This is a genomic window from Subtercola frigoramans (genome assembly GCF_016907385.1).
GTDB classification, from domain to species: domain Bacteria; phylum Actinomycetota; class Actinomycetes; order Actinomycetales; family Microbacteriaceae; genus Subtercola; species Subtercola frigoramans.
Genome location: NZ_JAFBBU010000001.1, coordinates 2040344 through 2054480, shown reverse-complemented (window position 1 = coordinate 2054480; position 14137 = coordinate 2040344). Strand labels below are relative to the sequence as shown.

Below are 14137 nucleotides of genomic sequence, written 5' to 3'. Positions count from 1 at the left end.
CTAGCTGCGCAGTGGAGCCGCCTACGCCGCGATGGTGTTCGTAGCGAGCAGCACGATCAGCACGGTGCCGAGCGCGAGACGGTAGATCACGAACGGGAGAAAGCTGCGGCGCGAGATGTAGTTCATGAAGAACGCGATGACGACGAGGCCGACGACGAATGAGACGATGGTCGCAACACCGGTTTCGACGCCGCCGAAGATCTCGGGCGTGCATCCGGTGGCCGCTGCCACACACGGGTCCTTGACCGACTTGTAGAGCTGGAAGAACCCGCTGCCGAACACCGCAGGCATGGCAAGCAAAAACGAATACCGCGCGGCAGCCTTGCGTTCGTAGCCCATGAACAGGCCAGCCGTGATCGTGCCACCGGAGCGCGAGACACCGGGGATCAGTGCGAGGGCCTGGGCGAACCCATAGATGACGCCGTGCGGGTATGTCAGGTCTTTGAGCCGGCGCTTATTTGCGCCCACCGCGTCGGCCACGCCGAGGAGGATGCCGAAGAAGATGAGCGTGAAGGCCACGATCCAGAGCGATCGGAGCACGGTTTCGATCTGATCCTGGAAGAGCACCCCGAGAATGACGATCGGAAGGCTGCCGATGATGATCAGCCAGCCCATCCGTGCATCGGGGTCATTGCGCGGCATGCGGCCGACGAGGGCCTGGAACCACTTCGAGACGATACGCACCACATCGCGCCAGAAGAACACGAGCACCGCGGCCTCGGTGCCGAGCTGGATGATCGCGGTGAACGCCGCGCCCGGGTCGCCGCCCACGCCGATCAGTTCGCCCACGATCTTGATGTGGGCGCTCGAGGAGATCGGCAGGAACTCTGTCAGCCCCTGGACGAGGCCCAGGATGATCGCTTGAAGCAGTTGCATGGTTTCACTTTCGGTCGTGGCACCCCCACGGGCACGGCTGCGACGGCTGTGGTGGCCTCCATGGGCACCGATTCACACAGGTGTTCGGGCATCCTGCGAGCGGTGAATACCACTGCGTTTTCGCCTCCGTCACTGGCGCTGTGGCTCAGTACCGCAGCAACAGATCCGTCAGAACATCTGAGCCAAAGACTAGTGCGTCAAGCGGCACTCGCTCGTCAACGCCATGGAAGAGTGCCGGAAAGTCGAGGTCGGCCGGCAGCTGCAACGGCGCGAAACCGAAGCCCCTGATGCCGAGCAGGCTGAGGGCCTTGTTGTCGGTTCCGGCCGATAACAAGTACGGCAGAACCTCGGCGCCTGGGTCGAATCGCTGCAGGCTCGAGACCATCTCGTCGACGAGCGGGCCCGTGAAATCGGTTTCGAGCCCGACATCCTGGTGAACGATCTCGATATCGACGTGCTCGCCGGCGAGCTCGCGGATTCGGGCCATGACTTCGACCTCGTCCCCCGGCAGCACACGGACATCGATGAGTGCCTCCGCCCGGTCGGGGATCACGTTGGCCTTGTACCCACCGTTCAGAAGAGTCGGGTTCGTCGTCGCCCGCAGGGTGGCCGAGATGAATCGAGAGGCGGTGCCGGTCGCGATCGCAAGCTCTTCGGCAGAGACCTGCTGCGGGTCCTTGCCGAGAATACGGGCGACGTTGTCGAGCAGCTGGCGTGTGGTCTTCGTGAGGCGCACGGGCCATTCCTGGCTGCCGATGCGCGCGACGGCCCCAGCGAGCCGGGTGATCGCGTTCTCCGAGTTGATCTGCGAGCCGTGCCCAGCTCGGCCTTTCGCGACGAGCCTGATCCAGATGAGGGCCTTCTCGCCCGTCTGTACCAGGTAGGCGCGCTGGCCGTCGAGGTCGATCGAGTACCCGCCCACTTCGCTGATGGCTTCTGTCGCGCCATCGAAGAGCTCCGGATGCTCGCGCACGAGGTAGTGCGAGCCATACACTCCCCCGGCCTCCTCGTCAGCGAAGAACGCCACCACGAGATCGCGGCCGGGTTGCCTGCCGGTTCCGACGATCTCGCCGAGGGCAGTGAGGATCATCGCATCCATGTTCTTCATGTCGACCGCGCCGCGACCCCAGATCATTCCATCGCGAATCTCGCCGCCGAACGGGTCGACGCTCCAGTCTTCAGCGATGGCGGGGACCACGTCGAGATGGCCGTGGACGACGAGGGCCGGAGCATCCGGATTCGCACCCTCGATGCGGGTGACGACACTGGTGCGACCGGGAGCCGCGTCGAAGAGCTGCGGTCTGAGCCCGAGAGCGGCGAGTTCGGCTTCGACGTAGTGGGCGGCCTCCGTCTCGCCGTTCGACTTGCCGTCACCGTAGTTGCTCGTGTCGAAGCGGATCAGATCGCGGGTGAGGTGGGCCGTTCGGTCGATGCGGGTTTCACTCGAAGACGTCATGACTTCACGCTACCGGCAGCGGTCGAGTCTGCTCGCGTTTTCTGACGCGTGCGTTCGTGCTATCGTCTTACCTTGTCGCTGCGAGTGTTGCAGCGGTGAATGACACACCTGTCCGGGTGGCGGAAATGGTAGACGCGCTAGCTTGAGGTGCTAGTGCCTGTTATGGGCGTAGGGGTTCAAGTCCCCTTTCGGACACACACAGTACTGATGGTCTTTTTCGCGACACGCGCGAAAAAGACGCGAGACAGTGCGGAACAGAACGGGATTGTGGCGTAATGCTGCAGTCCCGTTCTGTTTTTCCGTCAGGCTGGGGTAGGGTTAAACCTGAAGTTGCTGTGCCTCGCAGTTCTGAATGCTCGCGGCCAAGCCCCGTTGCCCATTGCGCTTGAAAGATGGATGACAGGCACCGCGCTATCAGGATCCGGCAGTCGGGTCCGAATAGAACGCTCCTGGAGGAGTTTTAACATGGCAATTGGTACCGTCAAATGGTTTAACGCTGAAAAAGGCTTCGGCTTCATCGCCCCCGAAGATGGCAGCCCCGACGTTTTCGCTCACTACTCGGCAATCGCTTCGAACGGCTACAAGTCGCTCGACGAGAACCAGCGTGTTGAGTTCGACGTGACCCAGGGCCCGAAGGGCCCGCAGGCTGAGAACATCCGCAGCCTGTAATATTGGCTTGTTGAATCGCGAAGCGATTCAACTCGCTCGAATTTAGAAGCGTCACGCGCTTCTAAATTTCGGAAGGTCTAGAAGTACTGAGAACGCCCCGGCACCTGTGTCGGGGCGTTCTTCGGTTAACTTCGGGTGCTGCTGTGGGGCGCGGCAGAGTTGGCCGTGAGGCCGGTGGGCGAAGTTGGGGGGCCGGTGGGGCGAGGTTGACCCCGGGTATGGGCGAAATGAGGCAGATCGCGCAACGTGATGCCGGTAGACCCAACGTGAGACAGGTCTGCCCGACTCACGTCGGCGCGGGCGCCTCAACTCGCGGTGCGCATCGGTACGCGGCGGCAGAGTAGGGCGCGGGGGCCGGGCGGGATCGCGATTACGCTGGAGGAATGACAGACGTGAGCGAGAAGCCGGGATCGAGCCCGGAGAACCCCATCGACAACAGTGAGCCGTGGGTGAAGGCCCAGATCGACGAGTACCTGGCAACCGACGGCGAGAAGCCGGCCTTCGCGCACGGTTCCCCGTTGCTGCTGCTAACGACCAAGGGGCGCAAGAGCGGTGAGTGGCGCCGCACCTGCCTCATCTTCGGTGAAGACGAGGGCAGACAGATCATCGTGGCGTCGATGGGTGGCGCGCCGAAGCACCCGGTCTGGTATCTCAACCTCGAGGCCAACCCGGAGGTGCGCCTGCAGGTCAAGGGCGAGTCGTTCGCCGGTGTCGCGCGCACGGCCACGGCCGAAGAGAAGCCCGCGCTCTGGAAGAAGATGGTCGAGATCTACCCCGACTACGCCGACTACCAGGAGAAGACCGACCGCGAGATCCCGATCGTGGTCATCGACCGCGCCTGAGCCTCGCAAGCGAGGACGTCAGAAGCCCGTGGGGGTGTGCGGGGCGTAGGGCACCGCCAGTGTCTCGAGTTCCGCAGCCGTGAGCGTCAGGTCCACCGACGCGATGGCATCGGCCAGGTGATGCGGCTTCGTGGCTCCGACGATGGGTGAGGTGACAGCGGGCTGCTGACGCACCCAGGCGAGGGCGACCTGTGCGCGTGAGACCCCACGATTCGCCGCAACCTGGCCGACAGCATCCGAGATCTGCCGGTCGTTGTCTTCGGTGCCCTCGTAGACCCGCGCGCTCACGTTGTCGGTGTCGTCGCGGAAGGTCGATTCGCCCCACGGGCGGGTCAGCCTGCCGCGCGCCAGGGGGCTCCACGGCAGCACGCCGACACCCTGGTCGAGGCAGAACGGATGCATCTCGCGCTCTTCCTCGCGCTGGATGAGGTTGTAGTGGTCCTGCATCGAGACGAAGCGCGTCCAGCCGCCGAGGTCGGCCGTGTACTGGGCTTTGGCGAACTGCCAGGCGAACATGGATGATGCACCGATGTAGCGCGCCTTACCGGCCTTCACCACGTCGTGCAGCGCCTCCATCGTCTCTTCGATGGGCACAGACGGGTCCCAGCGGTGGATCTGGTAGAGGTCGACGTAGTCCGTTCCGAGCCGGCGCAGGCTCGCGTCGATCTGGTGCATGATGTGCACGCGGGACAACCCGCGACCGTTGGGCCCCGGGCGCATCGGGCCGTGGACCTTCGTCGCGATGACGACGTCTTCGCGCGTGGCGAAGTCGGCGAGCGCCCGGCCGACGATCTCCTCGCTGGTGCCGTCGGAGTAGACGTTGGCGGTGTCGAAGGTGGTGATACCCGCTTCGAGGGCCTGCTTGATGAAGGGGCGGCTGGTCTCTTCGTCAAGAGTCCACTCGTGGTTGCCGCGCTGCGCCTCGCCGTAACTCATGCAGCCGAGCGTGATCGCCGACACCTCGACGCCGCTGTTACCCAGTCTGAGATATTTCATGCTCGATGCCCTTCGAAAGTAGTTGCGTAAGAAAGATGAAAAGTTCAGCAGAGCAAGGCCTCAGGCGCTGTTCCGGGTCAGTGGTTGCTCCCCATCCATTTTCTGACTAGAGCTATTCGGGACTGTAACTGGGTGACACTTGCCTGCGCCACAGCGGGCCCACCGCAGACTCTCCGGAGCTCAGCGTGAATCAGCCCATGCGGCTCCCCCGAGGTCTTCGACCAGATGCCGACGACACTGTTCAGCAGCGACCGCTGTTCCTTCAGCGTGCGATACAGGGGCGCAGCCGGAGCAGCATCAGGATTCTCCACGACGGGGGCGACGTACCCGGGCTCGGTCTTTCGCCGAGCCTGCCGGTGCTGTCGGTGTTGCAGGAGTTCCCGCACCTGGTCGGGCTCCAGAAGCCCCGGGATTCCGATGAAATCGAGTTCTTCGTCGCTGCCGACGATCGCCTCTGCGCCGAATTCGGTGTTCTCGTACATCACCCGGTCAAACGTCGCGTGCGAGGAGATCGCCTCGAAGCTGAACTCCTGCTGGAGAGCTTCAGACGCCTTCTCCTGCCGGTTGGCGGCATCCATCATGTCTTCTTCGACCCGGAAGAGGTCGATCGCCGGGTCGCCGGTCTCTCGCCGGTCGAGGGCGTGATCGCGCTCCAGCTCCATCGCACCGGCCAAGGCCATCAGCGACGGCACGTTCGGCAGGAAGATCGACGCCAGCTCACCCCGGCGACGCGCACGCACGAATCGCCCGATGGCCTGGGCGAAGTACAGCGGTGTTGCAGCCGAGGTGGCGTACACGCCTACGGCGAGACGAGGAATGTCGACGCCCTCCGACACCATGCGCACCGCGACCATCCAGCGCCTGCTCGAGTTCGAGAACTCGTCGATGCGATCGCTGGCCTCCTTCTCGTCCGAGAGCACGATCGTCACGGGCTGGCCAGACAGGCCCTCGAGCAACTCGGCGTAGGCCCGGGCGGCATAGTGGTCTGTCGCGATGACGAGGCCACCAGCATCCGGAATCGACTGACGCACCTCGGTGAGTCGGCGGTCGGCCGCCCTCAGCACTGAGGGGATCCAGTCGCCCTTCGGGTCGAGCGCCGTGCGCCACGCCTGGGAGGTGATGTCTTTCGTGTTGCCCTCGCCGAGCCGGGCCTCCATCTCCTCGCCCACGCTCGAGCGCCAGCGCATGTGGCCGGCGTAGACCATGAAGAGCACCGGTCGAACGACGCCGTCGAGCAGTGCCCGCCCGTAGCCGTAGTTGTAGTCGGTCTGCGACACCCGGATGCCGTGCTCGTCTGGCAGGTAGCTCACGAACGGGATCGGCGCCGTGTCGGAGCGGAAGGGGGTGCCGGTGAGTGACAAGCGGCGGGTTGCGGGCTCAAACGCCTCTCGGATGGCATCGCCCCAGCTGAGGGCGTCACCGCCGTGGTGCACCTCGTCGAGAATGACGAGGGTTCTGCCTGAGAGCGTCAGGTCGCGGTGCAGCTCGGCGCGCACGGCCACCTGTGCGTAGGTCACAGCGACCCCGTGGTAATGCCTGCCGTGCCGGCCGTGGGCGTTCTTGAACGTCGGGTCGAGTCGGATGCCCACCCGGTCGGCCGCGTCGGCCCACTGTTTCTTCAGGTGCTCGGTCGGGGCGACCACGGTCACGCGATCGATGGTCTTGCGCGCCAGGAGTTCGGCCGCGAGGCGCAGGGCGAAGGTCGTCTTGCCGGCGCCGGGTGTCGCCGCCGCGAGAAAGTCACGCGGTTCATGAAGGAAGTAGGCGTCGAGTGCTTCGGTCTGCCAGGCCCGGAGTTTGGAGACCGTTCCCCAGGCGGCGCGCTCGGGGAACGACGGCGAGAGGTGCTGGGCCGCGCTGGTTCCGACAGGGTGTCCGGAGGAGAGAGGCAGAGTAGTCACTGGCCAGAACCTTACTCGCTCGACGACAGACACGCCCAGCCCAGCGATGTCCGATTTCCGCTGGCGTGCGCACTGAGCGTCGCGCAGAATGGTGGGGTGAGCACAGCAGCGGCGGCCCTCTTCGACCAGCGATACCGGGCCATGAAGGCGAAAGACAGCCGGTTCGACGGGCAGTTCATCACTGGCGTGCACACCACCGGAATCTACTGCCGCCCGAGCTGCCCCGCCCGCACACCGCACCCGCAGAACGTGTCGTTCTTCGTGACGGCGGCCGCAGCCCACCAAGCGGGGCTGCGGGCTTGCAAACGCTGCCTTCCCGATGCCGTTCCCGGGTCACCCGAGTGGAACCTGCGCGATGACCTCGCAGGTCGGGTCATGCGGCTGATCGAGGATGGCGTCGTCGACCGTGAGGGTGTCGACGGGCTTGCCAGGCGTGTCGGCTACACGCCGCGGCACCTGACGCGCGTTCTGACCGCCGAGCTCGGTGCCGGCCCGCAGGCGCTGGCCAGAGCCCACCGGGCGCAGAGTGCGCGGGTGCTGCTGCAGAGCACCGCTCTGCCACTCTCCCAGGTGGTCTTCGCTAGCGGCTTCTCGAGCGTGCGCGCCTTCAACGAGACCATTCTGGCGGTGTACGAGACCTCTCCCAGCCGGTTGCGCGAACAGGCCAGCCTATTGCGCGAGCAGGGCCGACGCGGCCGAAGCCACTCCGTCGGCGCCGAAGCCGAGACTCCCGTCGGCCCCGCCGTCGCCTCTGCCCCCGCTCCCAGCATCGACACTGCCGCTCCCATCTCGGCACACGGCACGTCGGGCCGCGTGAGGCTGACCCTTCCCGCGCGGCCCCCGTTCGACGGGAACGGTGTGATCGACTTCCTTGCCACCCGAGCCGTCTCCGGAGTCGAAGACGTCAGTGGCGGTATCTACCGGCGCAGTCTTCTCCTCCCCCACGGCCAGGCCGTCATCGCGGTGACCGTCTCCGACACCGGCGTCATCTGCACCGCCCAGCTCGAGAACCTCGCCGACGTGTCGACCCTAGCGTCCCGGGTGCGGAGGCTCTTCGACCTCGACGCCGACTCCCAGTCGATCGACGAGGCGCTGGCTCAGGTGCCAGAGCTTCGGGCCTCGGTGAAAGCGTTGCCGGGCATCCGGATGCCCGGCAGCACAGACCCGCACGAAGTCGTCTTTCGCGCCCTCGTCGGCCAGCAGATCTCTGTCAAGGGAGCACGAACTGTGCTGGGGCGGCTCGCCGCTGAACTGGGAGACGCCCTGACGGTCGGTAGTGACGCGGCGATCACCCGGCTGTTCCCCACGGCGGCCAGGATCGCCGAGCACGGCCGGGACGTGTTGCGTGGGCCTGCGCGACGCATCGACACGATCATCCGCACCGCTGAAGCGCTCGCGAACGGCGAGATCTCGCTCGACGTGGGTACGTCGCACGCGCAGCTCATGACGGAATTGACGTCGGTGCCGGGGATCGGCGAGTGGACGGCGGGGTATGTCGCCATGCGCGTGCTGGGAGCGCCCGACGTGCTGCTCGACGGCGATCTGGCGCTGCGGGCGGGTGCCGTGAAGCTCGGGCTGCCGCAGGAGCGGCCTGGGCTGCGGGCCTGGGCGCAACAGGTCTCACCGTGGCGGAGCTACCTGGGCATGCACCTCTGGCGTGCCGCGGGGTGATGATCGCTGGGCCCTGGCGTCGTGCTGGCATGGCGACGTCCTTCGGGCGGAGCTGAGCGAAGTCGCGCACGTATTGGGCGCAGCTTCGCTGAGCTCCGACGAAAGTCCGGTTTGCCCGTGCCGGCCGGATGCCCGTGGCAGGGTCGTAGGCTGGGCGCGAACCGATTTGCACCAGAGGAGTTGACCATGACCGAACCTCACCCGTGGCGTCGCTACGTCGCCCTCGGAGACTCATTCACCGAGGGTATCGGCGACCCCGAACCGAAGAGCCTCGGTGGGCATCGGGGCTGGGCCGATCGGGTCGCCGAAGTGCTGAACGACCAGGCGAACGGCGAGCTCTCGTATGGCAACCTTGCGATTCGCGGGCGACTCATCCGCCAGATCCTCGACGAACAGGTCGAGCCGGCTCTCGAGCTCAAGCCCGACCTCATAACCATCTCGGCCGGCGGCAACGACATCATCCGCCCCGGCACCGATCCCGACGTGGTGGCGGCCCAGCTCGACGCCGGGATCGCCGACCTCAAACAGAGCGGCGCGACGATCGTCGTCTTCACCGGCATGGACGTGGGCTTCCAGTCGGTCTTCCGAGGAATCCGCGGCAAGGTCGCGATCTACAACGAGAACATCCGCTCCATCGCGGCGCGGTACGACCTGCTCGTGGCCGACATGTGGGGCCTCGCGTCGGTGCAGGATTCGACGATGTGGGCGCCCGACCGGCTCCACCCCAACTCTTTCGGCCACCACGAGATCGCGCGCATGGTGCTCGCGACGCTCAATGTGCCCAACGACCTCAAGCCGCACTCCCCCGAGCCGCTGCCGACGGCCAGCTGGCGACAGGCCAGGGCCGGCGATCTGGTGTGGGCGCGTGAATTCTTCATGCCCTGGGTGCTGCGCCGGGTGCGCCACCAGTCGTCGGGCGATGGCCTCGCTCCCAAGCGCCCGGATGCCGTGCCGGTGCTCTATGAGCTACCGATTCCGCTCGCCGGGGCCGCCGCTGCGGGGGCAGGGGCCGAGTAGACCCGTTCGCTGCAAACGCCGGTTGTGGCAGACTCGACGAACCCCCGAGCCGACGAATCGCAGGCGCGACGAGTCGCAGACCCGACGAACCGCTGCCGCGACTGACTTCGGCCTCGACCAACCGCTGCAGCCACGAACCGCGACCTCGATGGTCCTGGCCTCGGCGAGCCTCAGACGCGCAGGGCCCAGAGCGCTACGGCGCTCGCCGAGGCCACATTGAGCGAGTCGACGCCGTGCAGCATCGGGATCGTCACGACAGTGTCTGCAACACTCAGCGCCGCGCGGCTGAGCCCGTCACCCTCGGTGCCGAACACGATCGCCACGCGCTCGGGCGGCTCCAAGGCGAACGCGTCGAGCGTCACAGCGTCGTCGCTCAGAGCCAGCGCGGCGATCGTGAACCCGGCATCGTGAAGCATCGGCGCGGCGAGGTCCCACTCCGGCAGCCGGGTCCACGGCACCTGCAACACCGTCCCCATCGAGACACGAACACTCCTGCGGTAGAGCGGGTCGGCGCATCGCGGCGTGATGAGCACCGCGTCGGCCCCGAGCCCGGCCACCGAGCGGAAGATCGCCCCGACGTTGGTGTGGTCGACGATGTCTTCGAGAATCACGACCCGCCGGGCATCCTGCAGCAAAGACGCCACGCTGGGCAAGACGGGCCGGTGCATCGAGGCGAGGGCACCCCTGTGCAGGTTGAAACCGGTGAGGGTTTCGAGCAGGGCCGACTCCCCCACGAAGATCGGTACGTCGTCGGCGAGCAGCGGGCGGATGCTGTCGACCCACTTCGCCTCGCACAACACCGATCTCGGCACATGGCCGGCCGCGAGTGCCCGTTCGATCACCTTTGCCGACTCGGCGATGTAGAGCCCGCCTTCCGGTTCGCTGATGCGCCGCAGGGCGACATCGGTGAGTCCGGAGTAGTCCGAGAGGGCGGGGTCGCTGAGGTTGTCGATCTGAATCACGGGCACAGAACATCACTCTGCCAGTCGCGCGAAACATTTACGAAAACTGGGCTGTCTAGACTCAAGACAGAGTTCGAAGCCTAGGGAGGTGCGTTCATGGCACTCGTGGAGTCAGAACGCGGCCCCTCGGCGGTGATCGAGGCCACCCCTGGTGCCGGCGACACGGCCTTGTCGAACGACCACGGCGTTGCGACAGACGGTGGGCAGCTGGATGATGTTGCCGCCCTTCTACGCGGCAGGCGCGTGGTCGTGCTCACCGGGGCCGGGGTGAGCACCGATTCGGGCATTCCCGACTATCGCGGCCAGGGCGCCCCGAAGCGCAATCCCATGACCTTCGACCAGTTCCTCTCGAACGGTGACTATCGCAAACGGTACTGGGCGGGCAGCCACCTCGGTTGGAAGCTGTTCGACGCCGCCCGGCCGAACGCCGGCCACGCCATCCTCGCCGACCTGGAGAATGCGGGCATCGTCTCGGGGGTGATCACCCAGAATGTTGACGGGCTGCACGTGAGGGCCGGGTCGAACCGGGTCGTGGACCTCCACGGTTCGATGGACAGGGTACGGTGTCTTCGGTGCGGGCAGATGTATGCCAGGGCGAGCGTCGCGGAACAGATCGATTCGGCGAACCCGTGGATCACCGAGCCCGACGCGGTCACGGTGAACCCCGATGGAGACGCCGATGTGCACAACTGGGCCGAGTTCATCGTGCCGGAGTGTACTGTGTGCCGGGGCACGCTCAAGCCCGACGTGGTGTTCTTCGGCGAGTTCATTCCGAAGGAGCGCTTCGGCGAAGCGAGTGACCTGCTGCGATCATCCGAAGCCCTGGTCATTGCCGGGTCGTCTCTGGTCGTGAATTCGGGGATTCGTCTGCTCGAGCAGGCCCGGCGCAAGAAGCTGCCGGTGGTCATCATCAATCGTGGGGTGACGAAGGGTGACTCGCGCGCCACGATCAAACTCGATGCGGGGACGACCGAGACTCTCACGGCGCTGGCTGAACGACTGTTCGCGTAGCTCGCGAAGGGGTGGCGCCTGGCTACACCGACCACGACTTTCTGCTCGCCTGCGGCTCCGAAGTGTTCCGGTTGGGACGCCCGCGACTTATGCTGGTGTTGTCTGTTGCCGAAAAGCTCGGAGGTTCACCGCTTGCTCACCCGAAACGCTTCATGACTCATCTGGCACTCGTGCGTCACGGGCAGACGGACTGGAATCTCGCCAAGCGGATCCAGGGCAGCACCGACATTCCCTTGAACGCCACGGGCCGGGCAGAAGCAGCGAAGACGGCTCTCGTGCTCGGCCGCGATTCGTGGGATGCGATCCTCACAAGCCCCCTCGGCCGGGCAGTCGAGACAGCGCAGATCATCGCGGACTCACTGCAGCTCGGGGCGCCGCAGATCGTTCCCGGACTGGTCGAACGCCACTATGGCGAGGCAGAGGGGCTGGATTCCGCCGAGTTGCACGAGCGGTTTCCGGGCCTGACCTTTGTGCCGGGCCGGGAAACGCACGCCGAGGTTCGTACACGTGTGCACGCTGCATTGATCGAGATCGCCGAAGCCCGGCCAGGGCAGTCGGTGATTGTCGTGTGCCACGGCGGCGTCATCAGTGCGCTCGTTCGATTCGCGACGGGCGGCGGTCGCCCGCGACCCGATGAACGGATCCCCAACGGATCGATCCACTACTTCAGCTACCTGGGAGGCGTGCTGCGCCTCGATGAGTTCAACGGCGACCCGGTGAATGAGCTAGCTCTCGAAGCAGAACAAGCAGCGCCTCAGCTGACGAACCCCAGCTGAACTTCGTCGCCTGGCTCTCGGAGGCCTCGGAACGCGAATTCCATTCGGCGGGGTCCTCCAGCCGGACCACGGCCCGGGCGAAGGCGATCGCATCGCGTGGTGCGAAGTAGAGGCTCGCTTCGCCCCCGATCTCTCGAAAGACCGGAATGTCGCTGACGACGACGGGTGTACCCCGGCTCATCGACTCCACGAGGGGAATCCCGAAGCCTTCTTCGAGCGACGCACTCACCAGGGCGGTCGCGCGGTCGATCTCGGCGGCGTACTCGCTGTCGCTGGCACCGTTGTGAAAGACGAGGTTGGCTGACGGGGCAAGCGCGAGGAGCCGCTGGCGATCGGCGTCACGCACCGAGCTCATCAGGTGCAGCTCGTAGTCGGGGAGCAACGTCATGCCCTTGACGAGCGTCTCGACGTTCTTGTATGGCATGAACGAGCCCATGTAGACAAGCGATTTCGTTCGCGGCTGGGTGGCGTCGCCGGTTGAGCCCGTCGAAACCTCCACGCCATCGTCGGTCTCCTCGAGTGCGTCGGCAGCATTCCTGACCACCACGATCGGCTTCGCCGTGAGTCGATGTTCCTCCACCAGGTGTTTCGTCGTCTCCGACACCGTCACCACGGCATCGGCCCGGTTGAGGAGCCAGCGCTGAGGCCACCACGAGAGGTGGTACAGGCGCCAGAGCGCCCGCAGCGGCCATCCGAACTCCCGGGGTGGCGTGGGATTCGAATAGTAGATCAGGTCGTGCACGGTGAGCGCCAGCGGGTAGGTGCGACCGAAGGTGCCCATCGTCTGCATCGGGGTGAAGACCACGTCGGGGTGCAGCTTGTTCACCTGCAGGGCGACCAGTGGCTCGCGGGGGCTCGTCGGCGAGCTGATCTTCTCCCACGGGAGGTCAGGAAGCATCCCGAGTTGGCGTTCGTCGCTGATGAGCATCGTGACCGGGTGCAGCTCGGCCAGGGCCGTCACGAGACCCGCCGTATACCGGCTGATGCCGTCGTGCCGACCGATGCGGGTGTACCGGCAGTCGAAGACGATCTTCACGATGCCTTCAAGAACGACTCGATCGCCTCTGCGGCCTCCGCCGGCATCTCGTAGTGCACAAGGTGACCGACACCGGGGAGCACGACGAGCCGGGCATCCGGAATCAGCTCGACGAGGCGGTGCTGCGCGGCAACAGGCGTGATATCGTCGTCGGCCGCAGCGATGAGCAGAGTCGGCGGGGTGATCTGGGCCGCGAAACCGGAGACGTCGTTGCTGACCGACGCCTCGAAAGCCTGCAGGACGACATCGCGATTCGAGAAGGCCCCGAAGAACTGGTCGTGCTGGCTGTGAATCCACTGGCGAAGGGTGGGGTTGCGGGTCTTGGCCATCGTGACGCTCATGATGCGCGTCACGGCCCCGAGCCGCAGCCACCGGAAGCCGGGTCTCTCGGGCAACCAGGCGCCGACCTGGTAGTAGAAGACGGCAAGCCGGGTCAGGATGCCACGGGGCCCTGAGAGGGCGGGCGCGGCGATCGGGTTCACCAGTACGACGGCGTCAGCGGCCAATCCGTCTGCGAGTGCTGCGGCGACGATGATCGAGCCGAAGGAGTGGCCGAGGATCACGATGCGCCCACTGAGGCCGAGGGCCGGAACGAGCTCGCGCAGCCATGCAGAATAGCCGTGGATATCGTGTTCGCGCCCCAGGGGGGTGGAGATTCCGAAACCCGGGAGATCGGCCAGCACGACGCGGTGGCCGGGCAGCTGCGCAGCGATCGGCTCGAGTCCGTGGTGGTCGCCGCGGAAGCCATGCACCATGACGATGGTCGTCTCGGCGGATTCTGGCCCGTAGATCCAAAGCTCTGTCGTGCCACCGGCGACTTCGATCGAGCGGCGTGCGAGGGCAAGAGAGGCGAGTTGGCTGGCGTAGGGCGAGGGCGGAATCATCGTGGGCCAGTTTATCCGCTGTCTCGGTTGCTCAGGCTGT

General features: G+C 65.8%; 13 protein-coding genes and 1 tRNA gene. 7 read left to right on the top strand and 7 right to left on the bottom strand.

All coding sequences use genetic code 11. The features are described 5' to 3' along the window. Positions 1 to 21: 21 nt before the first annotated feature. Positions 22 to 876 (bottom strand): undecaprenyl-diphosphate phosphatase, encoded by an 855-nt coding sequence (locus tag JOE66_RS09620; protein WP_205108909.1) that lies wholly within the window; start codon positions 874 to 876, stop codon positions 22 to 24. A 145-nt stretch (positions 877 to 1021) separates the two neighbouring features. Continuing rightward, entirely contained in the window at positions 1022 to 2332 is a 1311-nt protein-coding gene (locus JOE66_RS09615) for a M20/M25/M40 family metallo-hydrolase (RefSeq protein ID WP_205108907.1), read from the bottom strand. A 110-nt stretch (positions 2333 to 2442) separates the two neighbouring features. Between JOE66_RS09615 and JOE66_RS09610 the strand changes: the two genes are divergently transcribed. The 3 genes from JOE66_RS09610 to JOE66_RS09600 all read left to right on the top strand — a co-directional run bounded on the left by JOE66_RS09610 (position 2443) and on the right by JOE66_RS09600 (position 3843). Beyond that, positions 2443 to 2527, top strand: a tRNA-Leu gene (locus JOE66_RS09610). Positions 2528 to 2797: 270 nt separating this feature from the next. After that, on the top strand, positions 2798 to 3001 hold the full coding sequence (locus tag JOE66_RS09605) for a cold-shock protein (protein WP_104243768.1): 204 nt from the start codon (positions 2798 to 2800) through the stop codon (positions 2999 to 3001). Positions 3002 to 3384: 383 nt separating this feature from the next. After that, positions 3385 to 3843: a nitroreductase family deazaflavin-dependent oxidoreductase gene (locus tag JOE66_RS09600; protein ID WP_205108905.1), complete on the top strand. Its 459-nt coding sequence runs from the start codon at positions 3385 to 3387 to the stop codon at positions 3841 to 3843. 18 nt (positions 3844 to 3861) lie between these two features. Here the strand turns inward: JOE66_RS09600 and JOE66_RS09595 are convergent, their stop codons facing one another. Both JOE66_RS09595 and JOE66_RS09590 read right to left on the bottom strand, forming a co-directional pair. Continuing rightward, the gene (locus JOE66_RS09595; protein ID WP_205108903.1) at positions 3862 to 4839 is read right to left on the bottom strand and encodes an aldo/keto reductase; all 978 of its coding nucleotides are present in this window, start codon (positions 4837 to 4839) and stop codon (positions 3862 to 3864) included. A 77-nt stretch (positions 4840 to 4916) separates the two neighbouring features. Next, complete coding sequence (locus JOE66_RS09590) at positions 4917 to 6740, bottom strand: DEAD/DEAH box helicase (RefSeq protein ID WP_205108901.1); 1824 nt, start codon at positions 6738 to 6740, stop codon at positions 4917 to 4919. Between the two features lie 96 nt (positions 6741 to 6836). Here JOE66_RS09590 and JOE66_RS09585 point away from each other — a divergent pair, with 96 nt between their 5' ends. Beyond that, positions 6837 to 8411 (top strand): AlkA N-terminal domain-containing protein, encoded by a 1575-nt coding sequence (locus JOE66_RS09585; RefSeq protein WP_307827138.1) that lies wholly within the window; start codon positions 6837 to 6839, stop codon positions 8409 to 8411. Between the two features lie 186 nt (positions 8412 to 8597). Continuing rightward, entirely contained in the window at positions 8598 to 9428 is an 831-nt protein-coding gene (locus JOE66_RS09580) for an SGNH/GDSL hydrolase family protein (RefSeq protein WP_205108899.1), read from the top strand. A 170-nt stretch (positions 9429 to 9598) separates the two neighbouring features. Here JOE66_RS09580 and JOE66_RS09575 read toward each other — a convergent pair whose 3' ends face one another. Continuing rightward, a complete protein-coding gene (locus JOE66_RS09575; RefSeq protein WP_205108897.1) occupies positions 9599 to 10396 on the bottom strand; it encodes a TrmH family RNA methyltransferase in 798 nt (265 codons plus the stop codon). A 90-nt stretch (positions 10397 to 10486) separates the two neighbouring features. Here JOE66_RS09575 and JOE66_RS09570 point away from each other — a divergent pair, with 90 nt between their 5' ends. After that, entirely contained in the window at positions 10487 to 11401 is a 915-nt protein-coding gene (locus tag JOE66_RS09570; RefSeq protein ID WP_205108895.1) for a Sir2 family NAD-dependent protein deacetylase, read from the top strand. 152 nt (positions 11402 to 11553) lie between these two features. Next, entirely contained in the window at positions 11554 to 12177 is a 624-nt protein-coding gene (locus tag JOE66_RS09565; RefSeq protein ID WP_205108892.1) for a histidine phosphatase family protein, read from the top strand. On the opposite strand, the gene JOE66_RS09560 is transcribed toward JOE66_RS09565, so the two are convergent. Together JOE66_RS09560 and JOE66_RS09555 are read right to left on the bottom strand one after the other, a co-directional pair. Then, positions 12104 to 13213, bottom strand: coding sequence for a glycosyltransferase family 4 protein (locus JOE66_RS09560; protein WP_205108890.1), 1110 nt, complete (start codon positions 13211 to 13213; stop codon positions 12104 to 12106). The two genes, JOE66_RS09565 and JOE66_RS09560, sit on opposite strands and share 74 nt — an antisense overlap. Continuing rightward, the gene (locus JOE66_RS09555; RefSeq protein ID WP_205108888.1) at positions 13210 to 14097 is read right to left on the bottom strand and encodes an alpha/beta fold hydrolase; all 888 of its coding nucleotides are present in this window, start codon (positions 14095 to 14097) and stop codon (positions 13210 to 13212) included. The genes JOE66_RS09560 and JOE66_RS09555 overlap by 4 nt, the downstream gene beginning before the upstream one ends. Between the last annotated feature and the right edge of the window lie 40 nt (positions 14098 to 14137).